Annotated in this window: 21 protein-coding genes; 17 read left to right on the top strand and 4 right to left on the bottom strand. The window is 38.7% G+C overall.

The features are described from left to right. Positions 1–42 precede the first annotated feature (42 nt). Genes IF202_RS13950 through queF form a run of 3 tightly spaced genes read left to right on the top strand, consistent with a single transcriptional unit; the run spans position 43 to position 2,563 of the window. Positions 43–957 (top strand): ABC transporter ATP-binding protein, encoded by a 915-nt coding sequence (locus IF202_RS13950; RefSeq protein WP_191595515.1) that lies wholly within the window; start codon positions 43–45, stop codon positions 955–957. 4 nt (positions 958–961) lie between these two features. Then, the gene (locus IF202_RS13945; protein WP_191595514.1) at positions 962–1,735 is read left to right on the top strand and encodes an ABC transporter permease; all 774 of its coding nucleotides are present in this window, start codon (positions 962–964) and stop codon (positions 1,733–1,735) included. A 12-nt stretch (positions 1,736–1,747) separates the two neighbouring features. After that, a complete protein-coding gene (queF, locus tag IF202_RS13940) occupies positions 1,748–2,563 on the top strand; it encodes an NADPH-dependent 7-cyano-7-deazaguanine reductase QueF (RefSeq protein WP_191595513.1) in 816 nt (271 codons plus the stop codon). A gap of 101 nt (positions 2,564–2,664) precedes the next feature. Here queF and bcp read toward each other — a convergent pair whose 3' ends face one another. Then, a complete protein-coding gene (bcp, locus tag IF202_RS13935) occupies positions 2,665–3,114 on the bottom strand; it encodes a thioredoxin-dependent thiol peroxidase (protein WP_191595512.1) in 450 nt (149 codons plus the stop codon). A gap of 194 nt (positions 3,115–3,308) precedes the next feature. On the opposite strand from bcp, the gene dapA reads away from it, so the two are divergent. The 5 genes from dapA to IF202_RS13910 all read left to right on the top strand — a co-directional run bounded on the left by dapA (position 3,309) and on the right by IF202_RS13910 (position 8,036). Beyond that, entirely contained in the window at positions 3,309–4,190 is an 882-nt protein-coding gene (gene dapA, locus IF202_RS13930; RefSeq protein WP_191595511.1) for a 4-hydroxy-tetrahydrodipicolinate synthase, read from the top strand. After that, on the top strand, positions 4,187–5,260 hold the full coding sequence (locus tag IF202_RS13925; protein ID WP_191595510.1) for a hypothetical protein: 1,074 nt from the start codon (positions 4,187–4,189) through the stop codon (positions 5,258–5,260). Before dapA ends, IF202_RS13925 begins: the two co-directional genes overlap by 4 nt. Before the next feature lie 43 nt (positions 5,261–5,303). Next, positions 5,304–6,020, top strand: coding sequence for a phosphoribosylaminoimidazolesuccinocarboxamide synthase (gene purC, locus IF202_RS13920; protein ID WP_191595509.1), 717 nt, complete (start codon positions 5,304–5,306; stop codon positions 6,018–6,020). Between the two features lie 77 nt (positions 6,021–6,097). After that, positions 6,098–7,342, top strand: coding sequence for a lipoprotein-releasing ABC transporter permease subunit (locus IF202_RS13915; RefSeq protein ID WP_191595508.1), 1,245 nt, complete (start codon positions 6,098–6,100; stop codon positions 7,340–7,342). Beyond that, complete coding sequence (locus IF202_RS13910) at positions 7,335–8,036, top strand: ABC transporter ATP-binding protein (protein WP_191595507.1); 702 nt, start codon at positions 7,335–7,337, stop codon at positions 8,034–8,036. Before IF202_RS13915 ends, IF202_RS13910 begins: the two co-directional genes overlap by 8 nt. Before the next feature lie 86 nt (positions 8,037–8,122). Here IF202_RS13910 and IF202_RS13905 read toward each other — a convergent pair whose 3' ends face one another. Further along, on the bottom strand, positions 8,123–8,641 hold the full coding sequence (locus IF202_RS13905) for a DUF2062 domain-containing protein (protein WP_191595506.1): 519 nt from the start codon (positions 8,639–8,641) through the stop codon (positions 8,123–8,125). A 257-nt stretch (positions 8,642–8,898) separates the two neighbouring features. Between IF202_RS13905 and IF202_RS13900 the strand changes: the two genes are divergently transcribed. The 9 genes from IF202_RS13900 (at position 8,899) to pgm (ending at position 17,059) form a co-directional block, all read left to right on the top strand. Beyond that, a complete protein-coding gene (locus IF202_RS13900) occupies positions 8,899–10,626 on the top strand; it encodes a ComEC/Rec2 family competence protein (RefSeq protein ID WP_191595505.1) in 1,728 nt (575 codons plus the stop codon). Between the two features lie 14 nt (positions 10,627–10,640). Further along, positions 10,641–11,267: a MotA/TolQ/ExbB proton channel family protein gene (locus IF202_RS13895; RefSeq protein ID WP_191595504.1), complete on the top strand. Its 627-nt coding sequence runs from the start codon at positions 10,641–10,643 to the stop codon at positions 11,265–11,267. Then, positions 11,264–11,686 (top strand): ExbD/TolR family protein, encoded by a 423-nt coding sequence (locus IF202_RS13890; RefSeq protein WP_191595503.1) that lies wholly within the window; start codon positions 11,264–11,266, stop codon positions 11,684–11,686. The genes IF202_RS13895 and IF202_RS13890 overlap by 4 nt, the downstream gene beginning before the upstream one ends. Then, complete coding sequence (lpxK, locus tag IF202_RS13885; RefSeq protein WP_191595502.1) at positions 11,683–12,720, top strand: tetraacyldisaccharide 4'-kinase; 1,038 nt, start codon at positions 11,683–11,685, stop codon at positions 12,718–12,720. Before IF202_RS13890 ends, lpxK begins: the two co-directional genes overlap by 4 nt. Beyond that, the gene (locus IF202_RS13880; RefSeq protein ID WP_191595501.1) at positions 12,713–12,910 is read left to right on the top strand and encodes a Trm112 family protein; all 198 of its coding nucleotides are present in this window, start codon (positions 12,713–12,715) and stop codon (positions 12,908–12,910) included. The genes lpxK and IF202_RS13880 overlap by 8 nt, the downstream gene beginning before the upstream one ends. Further along, positions 12,907–13,377, top strand: a complete 471-nt coding sequence (locus tag IF202_RS13875; RefSeq protein ID WP_191595500.1) for a low molecular weight protein-tyrosine-phosphatase — start codon at positions 12,907–12,909, stop codon at positions 13,375–13,377. Before IF202_RS13880 ends, IF202_RS13875 begins: the two co-directional genes overlap by 4 nt. Positions 13,378–13,420: 43 nt before the next feature. Next, positions 13,421–14,491, top strand: a complete 1,071-nt coding sequence (gene murB, locus IF202_RS13870) for a UDP-N-acetylmuramate dehydrogenase (RefSeq protein WP_191595499.1) — start codon at positions 13,421–13,423, stop codon at positions 14,489–14,491. Then, complete coding sequence (murI, locus tag IF202_RS13865; protein ID WP_191595498.1) at positions 14,492–15,295, top strand: glutamate racemase; 804 nt, start codon at positions 14,492–14,494, stop codon at positions 15,293–15,295. It abuts the gene before it with no gap. A 120-nt stretch (positions 15,296–15,415) separates the two neighbouring features. Beyond that, positions 15,416–17,059: a phosphoglucomutase (alpha-D-glucose-1,6-bisphosphate-dependent) gene (gene pgm / locus IF202_RS13860; RefSeq protein ID WP_191595497.1), complete on the top strand. Its 1,644-nt coding sequence runs from the start codon at positions 15,416–15,418 to the stop codon at positions 17,057–17,059. A gap of 88 nt (positions 17,060–17,147) precedes the next feature. On the opposite strand, the gene IF202_RS13855 is transcribed toward pgm, so the two are convergent. Together IF202_RS13855 and IF202_RS13850 are read right to left on the bottom strand one after the other, a co-directional pair. Then, positions 17,148–17,372 (bottom strand): hypothetical protein, encoded by a 225-nt coding sequence (locus IF202_RS13855; RefSeq protein ID WP_191595496.1) that lies wholly within the window; start codon positions 17,370–17,372, stop codon positions 17,148–17,150. A gap of 14 nt (positions 17,373–17,386) precedes the next feature. Beyond that, a complete protein-coding gene (locus IF202_RS13850) occupies positions 17,387–18,535 on the bottom strand; it encodes a Na/Pi symporter (RefSeq protein WP_191595495.1) in 1,149 nt (382 codons plus the stop codon). Positions 18,536–18,639: the final 104 nt, after the last annotated feature.

Raw genomic sequence — 18,639 nt, 5'->3', positions numbered from 1 at the left:
ATAACAATATAAGTCGGCTATTGCCGTGCGAGATATTTAATTATGACATATGCAATCGAAATTAGTGACCTTAAAAAACGTTACGAAGGTGGTTTTGAAGCATTAAAAGGTATAGATCTAAAAGTAAAGAAAGGAGATTTCTTTGCTTTACTTGGACCAAATGGTGCGGGTAAGTCCACTACAATTGGTATTTTGTGCTCTTTAGTAAACAAAACCTCAGGTAATGTCTCTATTTTTGGTACCGACATTGATAAAGATTTTGCTGGGGCAAAAAAACATCTTGGTGTCGTTCCTCAAGAGTTTAATTTTAATGTTTTTGAAACTGTATTTAATGTTGTCGTTACTCAGGCTGGCTTTTATGGAATCAGTCGATCTGTTGCGATTAAGAGAGCAGAGAAATATCTAAAGCAGTTGGATTTGTGGGATAAAAAAGACGATCAATCTCGTATGTTATCTGGCGGTATGAAACGTCGTTTGATGATAGCAAGAGCTCTTGTGCATGAGCCTGACGTGCTTATTCTTGATGAACCAACTGCGGGCGTCGATATTGAGTTACGTCGCTCTATGTGGGAATTCATCAAAGCATTAAATGAGCAAGGTACGACAATTATTCTGACGACTCATTATCTAGAAGAAGCAGAGCAGTTGTGTCGTAATATTGCCATTATTAATGATGGTGAAATTGTCGAAAATACGAGTGTCAAAGCCTTGTTAAAAACGCTCAATCAGGAAACCTTTATTTTAGACCTGGATAAAAATATTCCAGAGGGTTGGAATTTGCCAAATTATAATGTAGTGCTAAATCAAGACGCCAGTTCTATTGAGGTAGAAGTAGTAAAAGGGCAGTCACTTAATACTATTTTTAAAGCTCTAGATACTATATCTGTGAATGTTATCAGTATGCGTAATAAATCTAATCGACTCGAAGAGCTTTTCGTTAAATTAACTAAAGGGTAAGTAGATGAAAAACTCTGAAATCTGGATTGCGTTTTATACTATTTTAATAAAAGAAATTCGTCGATTTACTCGCATATGGCCGCAAACATTATTGCCGCCGGCAATTACAATGACTTTATACTTTGCTATTTTTGGTAACTTAATAGGTGATCGAATTGGTACCATGGGTGGGTTTAGCTATATGGAATATATTGTTCCTGGCTTAATCATGATGTCCGTGATTACAAACTCCTATTCAAACGTATCATCCTCATTTTTTTCCGCTAAATTTCAGCATAGTGTGCAAGAGCTATTAGTATCGCCTACACCTAACTGGGTGATCTTAGTAGGTTATGTTTTAGGCGGTGTAACGCGGGGCTTACTTGTGGGTTTAGTTGTCACAATATTGTCGTTGTTTTTCACTCATCTAGCATTGGAGAGCTTATTTATAACTGTTCTAGTTGTGTTTTTAACTGCGATTATGTTTTCGTTGGGAGGCTTTGTTAATGGTATTTACGCACAGAGTTTTGATGACGTTTCAATTGTTCCTACTTTTATTTTAACGCCACTAACTTATCTTGGTGGTGTTTTTTATTCTATTGATTTGCTACCAAGCTTTTGGCAATCCGTATCATTGCTTAATCCTGTACTTTACATGGTTAATGCTTTTCGCTATGGGGTCCTAGGGGTGTCTGATATCAATATATATTGGGCGTTAGTGATTGTAAGTTGTTTTATTGCTGTGTTGTTTTGGTATAGCTTGTATTTGCTGGATAAAGGCAAAGGTATTAGAAACTAAGGAAAATGTTATATGGGTTTTTTGCCTTTAGGTCAGCAGACAGAATATGTTTCTGAGTACGATTCTGGGTTGCTTTACCCCATTGCAAGAGTCGATAAATGGATAGATATGGGCATTCAATCTGAGCGTCTTCCATTTCATGGGGAGGATGTGTGGAATGCCTATGAATTATCTTGGTTAAATTTGAAAGGTAAGCCTATGGTTGCTTTGGCGGAATTTCGTTTGCCTTGTGATTCGCCGAATATTATCGAATCTAAGTCGTTTAAACTATATTTGAATTCGCTAAATCAGATGCGTTATGAGTCAGTCTATGATGTTCAGGCTATTCTAGAAAAAGATTTATCAAACGCTGCAAAAGCCGACGTTACTGTTATTATTAGAGATGTTGACTCTATTTCTTCTCTGGTTGTGCTAACGCCAGACTATTGCATCGATGAATTAGATATTAATGTTACAGATTACCAACCAAATGCTGATTTATTAGTGATCAAAAGTACATCTAACATTGTTGAAGAGCGCTTAGTTAGCCATCTTTTGAAATCGAACTGCCCAGTTACTAATCAGCCTGATTGGGGGTCGGTTTTTATTGATTATAAAGGACCACAGATTGATCATGAAAGTTTACTGAAATATGTCATTTCTTTCAGAGAGCATACTGATTTTCATGAGCAATGTGTAGAGCGTATTTTTATCGATATCATGCGTCACTGTCGGCCTGAACATCTAACCATTTATGCCAGGTATGTTCGACGAGGAGGTCTTGATATTAATCCTTATCGCTCTTCTATGCCTTTGGTGTTGGGAAATGATCGTTTAACTAGGCAGTAACGACTAAGAGTTAGGGTAAATGCATTTGTTTAATAAAAAAGCACGACCAAATTGGTCGTGCTTTTTTATACTGTGTTGATAAGGAGAGTTTGAGATAGATACTATTTTAAAATCTGTGCTGCATGCTCTTTGGTTTTTACTTTGCTAATGATGTCTTCAATCATACCGTTTTCATCAATGATGAATGTTGTTCTGACTGTCCCCATAGACTCTTTACCCATGAATTTTTTGAGCTGCCATCTTCCGTATAGCTCATGTACTACTTTATCTGTATCTGCGATTAGAGGAAAAGGTAAGTCGTATTTGGTAATGAAGTTTTGATGTTTTTTCTCAGTGTCCGTGCTGATGCCAAGCACCACAAAGCCTTTTTCGAGCAGTGTATTGTAGTTGTCTCGAAGGTCGCAGGCTTGAGCTGTGCAGCCAGGCGTAGAATCTCTTGGGTAAAAGTATAAAACTACCTTTTTACCTTTGAATTGACTAAGAGTAATTATATCGCCGTTTTGATCTTTCGCGTTAAATTCTGGTGCTTTTTGTCCAATTTCAATTGTCATAACTTTATTCTCTATTCAATGTGATTTTTAATGGAAAGTGACTGGAATATTATTAGCTTATCAACACATAGGGTGAAAATCCCCTTGAATAATGTTTCTTATTAATTTACACCTGCTTTACGCACCTCAATTATTGTTAAACCAGAGTCTGGACGTTACTATAGGCGCGCTTATAATTTTATCGGAGACTCGGAATGATCACAGGTAGTTTAGTTGCGCTTATTACACCTATGTCACCAGATGGCGCTGTAGATACTAAAAAATTAGATGATCTAATAGAGTTTCATATTAATGAGGGGACTCACGGTATTGTCGCAGTAGGGACAACCGGTGAATCTTCTACATTGACAAACGAAGAACATGCAAATGTTATTCGTCAAGTTGTTACTACTGTAAATGGCCGTATTCCTGTTATTGCAGGTACTGGTGCAAATGCAACCCATGAAGCCATTGATCTTACGCGACGCGCTAAAGAAGCAGGCGCAGATGCTTGTTTACTGGTAACGCCTTATTATAATAAACCGACACAAGAAGGTTTATATCTTCATTTTAAAGCGATTGCTGATGCAGTCGATATTCCTCAAATTCTTTATAACGTCCCTGGCCGAACCGTGTGCGATATGCAAAACGATACCATAGTGCGGCTCTCTACGATTAAGAACATCGTAGGTGTCAAAGATGCGACAGGCGATCTAAAGCGCGGTGAGGCACTAGTTAAAGCAGTACCTGAAGGTTTTGCTGTTTATTCTGGCGATGACCCAACAGCGGTCTCCCTTATGTTGATGGGGGGTAAAGGCAACATTTCTGTAACTGCAAATGTAGCGCCTAAAGCTGTGGCTCAAGCCGCAGAGTTTGCATTGGCTGGTGACACTGAAAAAGCTCATGCTATGGATAATAGTATCAAGCTACTGCATAGAAATTTGTTCTTAGAATCTAACCCTATTCCGGTTAAATGGGCTTGTAGTCAATTAGGTTTATGTAATGAAGGTATTAGATTGCCATTAACCCCTTTATCCGAACAGTATCATTCCGCCGTTAGAGACGCGATGGTTCAAGCTGGAGTTCTATTAGTATGAAAAAACTCACTTCGAAAATTATTGGAATTAGTTCATTTACTTTACTATTATCGGGCTGTAGTTCGCTGTATACGGACCACTCAAATGATTATCAAGATGAAAAGCCAGTTGAGAACTCATTGAAGGCGCCAGCTAATTCAACATCATCTAATGATCGTTTGGTTATTCCAAATGAAAATACAATTGCAGATTTAGAGTCGTCTAAACCTTTTGTAACACCACGTGCTAAGTTTATCTTTTACCCTATGGTTGCTGTTGGTATAACCGAAAAAGATAATGCAATTGAATTTTCTATTCCAGCGAATGTATCTCAATCTAAGCATATTATTGTTGATTTCCTTTCTGCTCTATATGGTGCTGGAGAGTCTATTTCTTCGCAAACAGAGAGTCTTATCACTTCAGTACCTTTTGAGTTTCATCCGCAAGGTAGTTTGGCGTCATTATGGAGTAGCATTACTCGTGTGTACCCTGCAAGAACTGCCTTCTCTTTTGAATTTACAGTAATTGAAGGAAGTACATTGGTGTCGGTTCAATTCCGTGAAGAGCAAAAAGACAGTGAACCTAGTGATTGGATGAGCCCAATTAAAAATGAAGATGCATACTCTACTGCAATCCGATTATGGGGAACAATAGGTCGTAAATTAAATGAATCTTCTGCTTATTTATCTAATATTGACGATACTCCAGATTCTCCAATTTGGATCAATCATAGCGGTCTTTACTCTATTCATTTAGGAAATAATGTTTCCCTTGCTGAAATTGATGCAAAATTAAACGCGGCTGGAATGTATGTCATGGAAGGTTCTGAGAATGTACTTGCTCCAGTACCGCAAGAAGAGGTAGCGCGTATTGGTGATGTGGTAGATTTTAGCATTCCAATAGCTAATGGTGAAAAACAAAAATTATTCAGCGTACGTCGTCGTGATTTAGATGATGTTAGTTGGGATAAACGTGAATATTCTTATGAAATCACGCAGCAAAAAGCTGGTGATTTTTTATATATTGATGTCTCAAAAATGGAATACCCTGAAGTTGTTTCATTTCATCTGATACAACGTTTTGTAAACTAAAGAAAAAATCATTCCTTATAAAATGAAAACCGGAGACTTTCCAATGGAAAAGCGACAAGAGCTGTATGCTGGCAAGGCAAAATCTGTATTTCGTACAGATGATCCTGATAAAATGGTTCTAGTATTTCGAGATGATACGTCGGCATTTGACGGAAAAAGAATTGAACAGCTAGACCGTAAAGGTATGGTTAATAATAAGTTCAACGCTTTCATCATGACAAAACTACAAGAAGCTGGCATTCCTACTCATTTTGAAAAATTACTCAGTGGAACTGAATCGCTGGTTAAGTGTCTAGATATGATGCCGATTGAGTGTGTTGTTCGAAATGTAGCGGCTGGTAGTTTATGCCGTCGTTTGGGCGTAGAAGAAGGTATTACTCTAACGCCACCAACATTTGAATTGTTCCTTAAGAACGATGCATTAGGCGATCCAATGATCAACGAGTCACATGTTGAATCTTTTGGTTGGGCGAAAGCTGAGGACCTTGTTAAAGCCAAAGAGCTTACTTATAAGGTTAATGATGTATTAAAGGCTCTTTTCGCAAAAGGCGGAATGATTCTGGTTGATTACAAACTGGAATTTGGTATTTACAAAGGTGAAGTTTTATTAGGAGATGAGTTCTCTCCGGATGGCTGTCGTTTATGGGATGCTGAAACCAAAGAAAAATTAGATAAAGACCGTTTCCGTCAGGGTTTAGGTGGTGTTATTGAAGCCTATGAAGATGTAGGTCGTCGTATTGGTATTGATTTCGACGCATAACTTCAGATTGGTGACTTTGTTTATAATGGAGGAACTTAGTTTCCTCCATTTTTGCTATGCAAGGATAAGGATACACATTGATTAATTTCCTCCCCATTGCTATCGGTTTGCGCTATGCACGTGCAAAACGCTCCAATCATTTTATTTCTTTTATTAGTTTTTCTTCTATTGCTGGCCTCGCTCTTGGTGTGATGGTCCTTATTACTGTTTTATCGGTAATGAATGGCTTTGATCGTGAATTACGTCAACGTATTTTAGGTATGGTTCCCCATGCTACTTTATGGGGGAACCCAGAACTAGATGATTGGCGATCTACTGCTCAGCTTGTTGAAAAAATGCCGAATGTTGTAGGAGTAGCTCCAAATATTCAAGCCCAAGTTATGTTTCAGTCTGGTTCTAGTGTTCATGGTGCTATTTTAAATGGCATCAACCCAGAGATGGAAAAAAAGGTCTCTATTATTGACGAGAATATAGCGACTGGGTCGTTAGAGGCACTTGATGAAACTCGATTTGGTATCGTGTTGGGGGCACAGTTAGCGAAAATGCTCAAAGTAGAGATAGGCGATAAAGTCACTGCTATTCTGCCAAAAGCGAATGTTTCTATTGTCGGCGTTGCACCCGTTTTAAAACGTTTTACGCTCGTAGGAACTTTTGAAGTAGGGGCCGAGTTAGACAGTAGTCTTGCTTATATTAATATAAAAGATGCTGCTAAATTAAAGCGTTATAAAGAAGACTCTGTTGAAGCATTAAGAATTTCATTTGATGACTTGTTTGTTGCACCTTCTCATATCTGGGATATTGCTCGTGCAGTACCTGGACAGAATAGAGTCAGTGATTGGACTAGAACTCACGGTAATTTATTTCAAGCAATCAAGATGGAAAAGACCATGATTGGTTTGTTGCTTCTACTTATTGTTGCTGTAGCCGCGTTTAATATTGTCTCTACTTTGGTTATGGTGGTAACAGATAAGCGTAATGATATTGCGATTCTAAGAACAATGGGGCTAACATCTGGTCAAGTAATGTGGATCTTTATCGTACAAGGGATTTTTATTGGTATGTTGGGTACACTTATTGGTGTCGTATTGGGCGTGACTTTAGCGCTCAATGTGAGTGAAATAATTGCTGGGTTACAAACTTTATTGAATGTTGAGTTTTTAAGCGCAGATGTATATTTTATCAATTACTTACCGTCACAGCTTGAATGGTCTGATGTGGAGTTGATTGTATCTTCTGCCTTTATCATGACGGTTGGTGCAACAATATATCCAGCGTGGAGAGCGTCGAAAGTAGAGCCTGCGGAGGCATTGCGCTATGAATAGTGACATAGTACTAGAGTGCCAATCGCTTTCTAAGCAATATCAAGATGGTAAGCAGATTGTTGATGTTTTTAAATCTATTGATCTGGCTTTATACAAAGGAAAAGCCTGTGCCATTGTTGGTGCCTCTGGTTCAGGAAAAACCACTTTATTAAATTTGTTAGCTGGGTTGGATTTGGCAACGTCTGGTGATGTGAAGTTGTCACAAGTGTCCTGGTCTAGTATGAAAGATGCAAAACGCTCTAAAATGCGTAATAAAGAAATGGGCTTTGTTTATCAGTTTCATCACTTATTACCAGAGTTCACAGCGTTAGAAAATGTCTTGATGCCAATGTGGATTGCTGGTGTTAATAAAAAAGAAGCTAAATTACGTGGTGAAGAGCTGTTGGCTCAAGTTGGGTTAAAAGACCGTTTGAATCATAAACCATCACAACTATCGGGTGGCGAAAGGCAGCGTGTCGCAATTGCACGAGCGTTGGCGAATCGGCCTGCTTGTGTATTGATGGATGAGCCTACAGGTAATCTAGATGAGGCGACGTCTTTGGACATTCAAAACCTAATCAATGAACTCAAAACTACCTATAATATGGCATTTCTTGTCGTGACTCATGACGAAAAAATGCTTAGCTGGATGGACTCTGCCTATCGACTATCGCAGGGTGATTTACAAATGTTAAAAGAATCTGATGTTTCATAGGATAGAGCGGAAGATATTTTAAGTAAGTCTGTGTAATAACGTAAAAAGCCAAGGCAATTTTTTGCCTTGGCTTTTTACGTTATTTATTAGTTGTTTTTGTTACGTAACTTGCGCTCTTTCCAACGCTTAATGACGTGAAAGCGCCAAGAAACAATAATAATGGCATAGCCAATGGCGCCTATTACCAATCCAGATGCAATTGAACCGACATAAAGGGGGAGCCAAATATGCTCCATTTTATCCCATATCCATTCAACGGAAAGTTTGAAGTGCTTTGTATCATTCGAGCCTAGTATTAAAATGCCTACTTTGTAGTTGAAGTAAAAGACAAATGGCATTGTTAGTGGATTAGTTATCCATACTAGTGCTATAGATAAAGGAATGTTTGCCCGTAGTGGAATGGCAAGTAAAGCCGATGCGAGCATTTGAAAGGGCATTGGGATGAAAGCCCAAAATAAACCATTAAAGAATGCACGAGCGACTGATTTTCGATTTAAATGCCATAAGTTGGCTTCATAAATTTGAGACCCTAAGAGTCCTAACGCTTTACTTTTCTTAAGCTTCTCAGGGTTGGGTATGAATTTTCTTAAATGGCTTTTCGGCATAATCAGGTAGAAAATAGTTTAGCAATTTAAGACATGGAGGTCTTATGTTACTAAGTAGTTTGTCCATTTTGATGGGCGCCATTTTGGTGCCGAGTGATTATTTGTGGGTGTATTCTACGCATATCATTTTGATGTGTCTCTACTTAATCTACAGAAAGAGTTTAATAGTCATATGTTTGACTTTACTGTCCTTAATTATCGTCATATTTAGTGAGTTTTCAAATGAAAGGCCTTTAGCATTAAATATCGGACAAAAAGTGCTCGTTAATTTTTTTGATAAAGAGCTAATCATCAAAGATGTGAGTCTTATAGACGCTCATTCAGTGCCAGAAGGGGATAATCTTAGTATTGTTTACTTCTCTCAAGATGGTGACCTCCACACACTTAATAATTTTTCCCTTACTCGTACTAACGCTCATTTGTATGAATATAATAATGAATCTGCAAATGTTTTTTTGCATGGTGTCATCGACCGCATTACATTGCCCGATAAAAATGGCCCATGGTGGCAGCGTAATCTTTATATTAAACGGCAGTCTGCTCAGCTGAACCTTCAATTTTCTAGCGTTAAATTTAATATAGCCACTCCATTAAAGTTGTCTATAAGGGAGCGTTTTTTTATTAAGTTAGATCAAGCATTTTCTAGCTTTTCATCGTGGCGTTTTTCAAAGGCGTTATTACTAGGTCAGGATAATCTATGGGGCGAGCGAGACACTTGGATAGTTCGTACACTAGGACTAGCGCATTTATTTGTGGTTTCAGGTCTACACACGGGCTTTATGTTTGTTATTGGGCGTTTAATCAGTCGATTAGTATGGCAAACCTGTCCGGCTAGAGTGTTGTTATCAGGCATTACACGTTGGCATTGTGATGCGATAATTATTATTCCTCTTTTATTTGGTTATGCTTACTTAACAGAGTGGGGAGAGCCTGTGGTAAGGGCTTCAATTATGTTAAGCCTATATTTATGTTCTCGGATGTTGGCTCTAAAGTTTTCGGCTTATAGTATTGTTACCTTGGCTTTATGGCTGGTTTTGCTTATAGAGCCTAGGTCTATATTAAGCCCAGGTTTGTGGTTGTCCTTTAGTATGGTGTATTTATTAATTGGTTTTTGTCAGACAGCAACGAAATTATCCCGTTTATTTATACTACAAGTGATGCTAACTACTGCTTCTATGGTGATGATTCTCGGTTGGCAAGAGGCTATTTCGAGTGGTTCTATTTTAATGAATGTCTTACTCATTCCATTCGCCGCGTTACTCTGGTTTCCTTGGGGCATTGTTTCTTGTCTTGAAGTATTGGCCTTAGGTTCTACCTACAGTTATGCTCTGTTGGACTCTTTACTAATTCACCTTATTGGTGGTCTTGAATGGGTTGCTTTTACTATACCTTTATTGTTTTTTGAGACTTTTTCGTCAAATATTCCAAGAATGGTTATGATTTTCCTAGTAGGCTTTTGGGTATATCAAAGTCCTCTTAAGCGCAGTTTAATTAGCGTAATTTGTATTTGGTTTGTACTATTTTCTTCTATGATAATTGATATAAATAACCCGGAATTTTCTTTGCTAAATAGCGAAAATGAACTGTTTTTGAAAAATGGAAACAATATTTTATTATCAGATGCCTGGGCTGGTAATGAAATCGAAGAACTGATGTTTGGTGGTTATCTAGCTAGCAGGTTTAATAAAGGTTACATGCTATCGCCAAAAAATATTAGAGAGTTATCTTCTCAAAATCTGCTAAAGCACAATGTCAAATGGATTGTTTTAAAACGGAAAGCGCCTGATGAAGTTGTTAAAATGTTAGATGCTTTACAGGTTGATTGGCTGGTGATTTCATCAGGAGAGTCTCTAGGGTTCTATTTTCAAAAAAAACGAATTTCATTGCGTCATTCCGCCTGCATTTATTCATTTTTTCTCTTTAAATCTGATACTTGCAAACGTGTAGAAAAGTTAGAGAGTGTGTTAAATTACATACATACTTAAAATTGGAGAGCAAAGTGTTAGCCTTTATTCAAACTGGTGGTTTTTTTATGTGGCCGTTAATGGCGTGCTCTATTTTAACGCTTGCTATTATTCTTGAGCGATTTTGGACACTTCGTAAAGCTGGCGTGGCTCCGAACGGTCTTTTAAATGAAGTGATGACGCGATTACGTGATGACCGAATGACAATTGATTACATTCGTTCTATGCAATCTAAAGCAGGATTATCTTCTATTTTTGCAGCTGGATTATTAAATTCAAAGCATGGCCGTAATGCAATGAAAGAAAGCGTTAGGGAAGCGGCGAGTCATGTTATTCATGAATTAGAACGTTTTATGAACACCCTTGGTACCATCGCCGCTATTTCCCCTTTGTTGGGACTGTTAGGTACTGTTGTTGGCATGATAAAAGTCTTTTCCGTATTAATGGAAAGTGGAGCAGGTAATACTGCGTTATTAGCTGGCGGCATTTCAGAAGCGCTTTTAACAACCGCAGCAGGGTTAGGTGTTGCTATTCCTGCTCTTATTTTTCATCGTTTTTTTAGTCGTAGAATTGACGTGCTTGTTGTCACTATGGAGCAACAATCAACTAAATTAGTTGATTCATTGCATAGTGATCGTGATAAACCGGGAGTAACCAAGTGAGATTTCGCCGACAAAAAATCGATGATGTTCAAATTAACTTAACGCCGTTAATTGATGTTGTTTTTTTGTTGCTGATTTTCTTTATGGTCAGCACCACGTTTAATCAAAGCACTGAGCTCACTATAGACTTACCAACAGCCACATCCCAAGCGCCTAGCTCTGACCGTTCAAAAAATGTAGAGCTGGTTATTACCGCGGATGGTCAATATGTGATTAATGGGCAGACACTTATTAATGAAAGAGTTAGTACGCTTGTTCAAGGGTTGAAAGAGGTAACTAAAGGCGACAATAATAAACCTCTGATTATTACTGCTGATGCAAAAGCATCTTATGACATGGTACTTCGAGTGTATGATGCTGCTGCAAAATTAGGCATTACAAAATTGGCGCATACAGCACAAAAAGAGCAAGCGCAGTGAGTATAGAATCACTTTTTACTCGTTCTTGGTACGGGCATTGTGGTTGGACAAATATACTTCGTCCTATTCAACCTCTGGTTAGGCATGTCGTTGAATCTAAAAGAACGTTTTTTTTAGAAGAGAGCGATGCGTCTTTTAAGGCTCCAGTCCCTGTGATTATTGTCGGCAATATCAGTGTTGGTGGCACAGGAAAATCTCCCATGGTGGTTGCTCTTTGCCAGTTGCTTATCGAGCAAGGTTATCGACCTGGCATCGTTTCAAGAGGGCATGGTGTTAATATTAATAAACCAATGAGTGTTCAGGCAGATAGTTTAGCCAGTATGGTTGGCGATGAGCCAGTTATGTTGGCTCGCCGTACAAATTGCCCTTTGGTTGTTTTCCCCAAAAGAGCCACAGCAGTTAAGTATTTACTTGCGACAACAGACGTTAATATCGTTATCAGCGATGATGGTATGCAACATTATCAGCTTGATAGAGATATTGAAATTGCAATGTTGGATGCCAAACGAGGTTTGGGGAATGGTCAATTATTACCTGTTGGACCATTAAGAGAACCCGTAGAGCGGCTCAATGATGTCGATTTTATCGTCAGTATTTCAGATGAAATGACAGACACACTCGAAGCACTTAACTTGCCTATTGTTTTGGCACCTTTGGTTTCTACACAATTAATATCGTTAGATGGAACTAGGCAATTAAGTTGTGGTGAGGCATTTTCAGAACAAAAAAAATGGCATGTTATGGCTGGCATCGGTAACCCAAAACGTTTTATAGATACATTGCAAACATTAGGTCTAGAGAAGAGAAATACGAGCCATCAATGGTTTAAAGACCATCATTCATTTAGCGTTTCAGATATTCCCACTAATGATGGGGTTATTATGACGGAAAAAGACGCGGTGAAATGCCAATCTCTTAATCTATCAAATACAAATGTTTGGTACTTACCTGTTTCTATGGTGTTGCCGGAAACATTTCAGCAAGCCTTTTTAGAAAAATTAAATCTTATTAAAGTGGATGATTACCATGAATAAAGCACTATTAGATATCCTTGTTTGTCCTGTTACTAAATCAATGTTAACCCTAAGTAAAGATGGTAATGAGTTGATTAGTAAAGTTGGCGGTATGGCTTACCCTGTTCGTGATGGCATACCAGTGCTATTGGAGACGGAAGCTCGTACATTGACAGCAGAAGAACGATTAGAGTCAGGTTCTACAAAATGAAATCCTTTAAAGTACTGACAGTCTGCTTAGGCAATATTTGTCGATCACCTGCAGCTCAAGGTATTTTAGAAAAAATAGCATCTGAAAATAACATGTTTTTAGAGTTAGATTCTGCTGGAACAGCGGCGTACCATCTTGGTAAGTCTCCAGATCCGCGTTCGACTTCTGCCGTTAGAAAGAATGGAGTAAACATCACGGGTCAAAAAGCCAGACAGGTTATGCTGTCAGATTTTGATGAATTTGATTGGATTCTTGCAATGGATAAGGAAAATCTAGCAAATCTTCATAAAATACAACCTGAACAAAGTCGAGCAAAGCTTGTCATGTTTGGTGAATTTAGTTCACAAGTAAGCTTTGGCGAAGTAGATGATCCTTATTATGGTGGTGACGAAGGATTTGATCTAATGCGAGAACATCTTACCGAAATATCAAATGCGTTTGTACGTCACCTTAAACATCAAATCTAGTCGTCCATTCATGTAAACTACAACAAGAAGATTTAGCCTTTTCATGACCATGCTATTTAATACTGAAAACTCATTTGCCCAGAACATTGAAGAAAACATTCAAAAAAATGTGTCTCTAGAGACGTTTAATACCTTCCGTTTTTCCTATTGTGCAGAGTATTTCGCTATTGCGGATAGTTTAGATTCCTTAAAGGTATTATTGGCTTGGGCTAAGCATTTTGAAAAGCATATCACTGTTATCGGTGGTGGCAGTAACTTACTTATTTCTGCTGACATTCCAGGATTAGTCATTATAAATAGATTGACTGGAATACAAGCTAGGGAGCATTCAGGGAATTTTGTTAGCCTTACTGTAGCAGCTGGTGAAAATTGGCATCAGACTGTTGAACATACGGTACAGCAGGGCTGGTTTGGTATTGAAAACCTTGCGCTTATTCCTGGTACAGTGGGTGCTGCACCAGTACAAAACATTGGTGCATACGGCGTTGAAGTTAAAGATGTTGTGACTAGGGTTCAAGTCGTTGATAGAGAGACTGGAGATGTGTATTGGATTAACGCAAACGATTGTGGTTTTGCGTATAGGGACAGTCATTTTAAAGGTAAGTGGAAAGACAGATATATTATTACGTCGGTAGAAATCTTACTTAAAAAACAAGCAGAACTCTTGCTCAGTTATGGCGGTTTAATAAATCAAATCCATGGCGAAGCTGATCTTCTTAGTGTGTTTAATGCCGTCTGCCAAGTACGAAGTGAAAAACTACCTTCACCAGATAAGCTGGCTAATGCTGGCAGTTTTTTCAAAAACCCAATTATCAGTGTTGCGCAACACGATGAATTGAAAACGTCTTTTCCTCAATTAGTGTCTTTTCCATTTAATGGTGAATATAAGCTTGCGGCTGGTTGGTTAATCGATCAAGCAGGTTGGAAAGGGCAAAAATATTTGGGCGTTGGCGTATATGATAAGCAAGCGCTTGTTTTGGTGAATTATACGGAAAGAACGGCTAAAGCGTTATTAGAGCTTGAAGTGAAAATCAAAAGTACAGTGTTTGACCGTTATGGTGTAAAACTTGAAAGAGAACCTGTTCAATTACCTTGTACTCGTGAGATCGTCTAATTGAAAATTGGTATCATTGATTCTGGTGCTGGCGGCTTAACTATCCTCAATGCTATACATAATAAACAACCTTATCTCGACTTGTTGTATTTAGCAGATGAGGCTTATGCACCGTATGGTGATAAAAGCATTACCCAGTTACAGGATAGGCTGGTAAAAATTGGTCAGTTTTTTGAATCAGAAAAAGTATCCGCCATTGTCGTGGCTTGTAATACAGCAACTGTTGCCGCGATAGATGTGCTTAGAGCCAGTACAGCGTTACCTGTCATTGGCGTTGAGCCTGCGGTGAAACCTGCTTTTCGAATAAGTAAACAGCGTAAAGTGGCCGTACTTGCTACTCCAGTTACGGCCAAAAGCGCGCGTTTAAATCAATTAATTCATCTTTGGAAAGCAGATAGCCAAGTGGCTATTATGTCGAGTGGCACATTGGCTTTTGATATTGACGCTTTGCCTGAAACACAAGAAAAGATAGAAGATACCATTCATCAGCTCAGTAAAGAAATACTAGAAAAAAAGATAGATACCTTAGTGTTAGCTTGTACCCATTACCCTTTAGTGAAGCACTTGTTTGAAAGGGTGTTAGGTGATGAATGCGAGATTATTGAACCAAGTGAAGGCGTTACCGCTCAGCTTATACGTCGGTTATTAGATAACCATTCCGATAGCGTGAGCGCGCTCATGAAGTCTAAGCCAATAGGTGAAATTGAGCTATGCAGCTCGTTTGGAACGAATAATATGAAAAGGCTGATGTTTTGGGTATCAAAACCTGAAGCCATTACTACTCAACGAGTGGTTAAGATTTAGGTCTCCCTAAAGATCACTGCAACAACAGACTCTATTATTGCTCGGTTAAACCGTTGAAAGACTTATGGATTTAAGGGAGACTAATTAGATCGGTTTTAAAGACTTTATAAGGCGTTAAATATGGCAATTCATCCTTTAGCTGGACAACTGGCTCCTCACGATTCTCTCGTGAATATTCCCGAACTCATGACGGCTTATTACCTAAAAAAGCCGCGTATTGAAACGCATCCAGAAGAACAAGTAAGCTTTGGTACATCAGGTCATCGTGGTAGTGCATTATTAGTCAGTTTTAATGAAGACCATATCTTAGCGATTACTCAAGCCATTGCAGAGTATCGACAAGCTCAAAAAATAACGGGACCTCTTTATCTTGGTAAAGATACTCACGCATTGTCTGAGGCGGCATTTAAAACCGCATTGAGCGTGCTCACCGCAAACAATGTTCGAGTTCGAATACAATTAAACGGCGGATTTACACCCACCCCCGTTATTTCTCATGCGGTGTTAACACACAATAAAATTCAAAGCGACCTTAGTGATGGTGTTGTTATTACGCCTTCTCATAACCCTCCAGAAGATGGAGGTATCAAATACAACTCTATAAAAGGTGGTCCAGCAGATAAGGATATTACAGATCGGATTGCTAATCGGGCGAATGAGCTATTAGGAAAAAAACTTGAGGGTGTTAAGAGATTTACACCAGAAGAAGTTGAAAAAAGTGGATTGATTGAACCTTTTGATTACATTAATCACTATGTTGATGATCTAGAAAATATCATAGACATGACATCTATTGCTAAAGCAAAAGTTCGTATTGGTGTCGATCCAATGGGCGGTTCAGGTATACATTACTGGGAACCTATTGCGAAAAAATACGGCTTAGACATAACGCTAGTGAATCCAGAGGTTGATCCTACCTTCCGTTTTGTACCCGTTGATAAAGATGGGCGTATCAGAATGGATTGCTCATCACCTTATTCAATGAGTGGTTTATTAAAACTGAAAGATGATTTTGATATTGCTGTCGGTAACGATCCAGACTACGACCGTCACGGTATTGTTTGTGCGGGATCTGGTTTGATGAATCCAAATGCCTATTTAGGGGTTGCGATTGAGTATTTGTCTCAGCACCGAGAAGCTTGGCCTAACGATGTTCAATTTGGTAAAACGCTAGTATCAAGTGGAATGATTGATCGAGTTGTAAAAGGCCTTGATAGAACACTTTGTGAAGTGCCAGTAGGTTTCAAATGGTATGTAGAAAGTATGTTTGAAGGCTCAATGGCATTTGGTGGTGAGGAGAGTGCAGGGGCATCTTTTTTACGTAAAGATGGGACGGTTTGGACAACAGACAAAGATGGTTTTATTTTGGCTTTACTTGCCGCTGAAATATTGGCTGTCACAGGTAAAGATCCACAAACTCTTTATTTAGAGCAAGTAGAAAAATACGGACAACCTTTTTATAAGCGCATAGATGTCGTTGCAACACCTGCACAAAAAAATATTCTCGGAGCGCTTGATACAAAAGATGTAACGCAAACAGAATTAGCTGGTGAAACTATTGAAAGTGTATTGACGCATGCACCAGGTAACGGTGCAGCTATTGGTGGTTTAAAAGTATCCACCAAGAATGGGTGGTTTGCGGCTAGGCCATCTGGCACAGAAAATGTGTATAAAATTTACTTGGAAAGCTTTGTTTCTGAAGAGCATCTTGCTGAGTTGGAAAAAGAAGCGAAAATATTAGTTGATAGTGTCTTAAAGGCTTAATTTTTATTTCGACGCTTTGAGTTGCATTCAACCATAAAAAAACCTCAGCATTTTGATAGATACTGAGGTTTTTTTGTTCTTAGGTGTGCTATTTATTCTTTTTAGACTCTTCAAGAAGATAGGCAATAAAATTCTTGATGCTATTCAAATTAAACTCTGCGCTTGTCATATGATGATCTAAATCTTTGATCTCATGTTCTTGTTGAAGGTGCTCACGGCGAACTACTTCTTCTTTTAGTTCTTGTAGTGTGAGTTGTGTTTCATCAATTAACTTATTTAGTCTTTCAGTCGATAACACATGTAAATTGCTCATATAATTCTCCTTAATTAAAGTTGGCTGCTAATGCCTAAGCAAAGGGCTGGAGCGACAAAAAATACACCTAGAATATAGCCAAGAGCCGCAAATTTGTTTTCGGCAGCTGTCGCACCTAAAGCTTCTGCAGCTTTGACAGGTAGGTTACGTAAGATGGGAAGGCCATAAATAACGACGACGCCTAAAATGTTATAAACAAGATGGATAAAAGCAATTTGCAGTGCGGCTTGAGCATTACCTGTTACGGCAGTTGCAGCAAGAACAGCTGTCACACAAGTGCCAATGTTTGCACCTAAGGTAAAGGGATAAATTTCTCTTAGCTTAAATGCACCAGATCCTGCCAGTGGCACCATCAAAGAGGTTGTTGTTGAAGAAGATTGAACCAAAACAGTGACCAAAGTACCTGACATAATTCCAGACAAAGGGCCTCGGCCGATTGCTGTATGCATGATGTCTTTTGCTTTACCCACCATAAGTTTCTTTAGTAGCTTACCTACCATGGTGATTGCGACAAAAATCAAAGCAATACCAATCAATATAAGCGTAATACCACCGATTTGATCACCTAGGGAATGAGTTGCACTTTTTACGGTGTTCACAACTGGCGCTGTGGCGGTTTTGACAAAATTAAAGCTTTTGATTGATGAATCACCAGAACCGTAAAACAAGCTAGATAACCAGCCCCCCGTTTTTTCTAAAAGACCAAAGGCCATTTCCAGAGGTAAGAATATAAGAACAGATAGTAGATTGAAAAAATCATGTACCGTTGCAGCAGAGAAGGCGCGTTGGAATTCTTCTTTAGCACGAACGTGGCCCAGAGAAACAATGGTATTTGTGATAGATGTACCAACATTGGCACCCATAACCATAGGGACGGCCAATTCAACAGGAAGCCCACCAGCGACCAGTCCAACAATGATTGACGTAACAGTTGAAGATGATTGAATCAGTGCTGTGGCGACAATACCTACGACCAGGCCTGCAAATGGGTTGCTAGCAAAAGCAAATAGCTCTTTTGCATGACCACCAGCAGCCATTTTAAAACCACCACCGATCATGCCAACGGCGCAGATTAATAAATACACTAATAGAGCAACAGTTATCCATTGCATATAGTTTTGAGATTCACTTTTGTTTGGAAGTACCGCTTGATTATTTTCCATTGTGACGTTCTACCTAATAGTTAGTTGGTAAAACGGATACTACGTGGGTACCTTTACAGAAATGTGACTTGAGATTTCTTTGTTGGGCAGTTTCTACTGCTCGC

The organism is Marinomonas colpomeniae (assembly GCF_014803385.1).
GTDB classification, from domain to species: Bacteria; Pseudomonadota; Gammaproteobacteria; order Pseudomonadales; family Marinomonadaceae; genus Marinomonas; species Marinomonas colpomeniae.
Note: the sequence above shows the minus strand (reverse complement) of the source record. Positions and strands in the feature narration are given on the sequence as shown.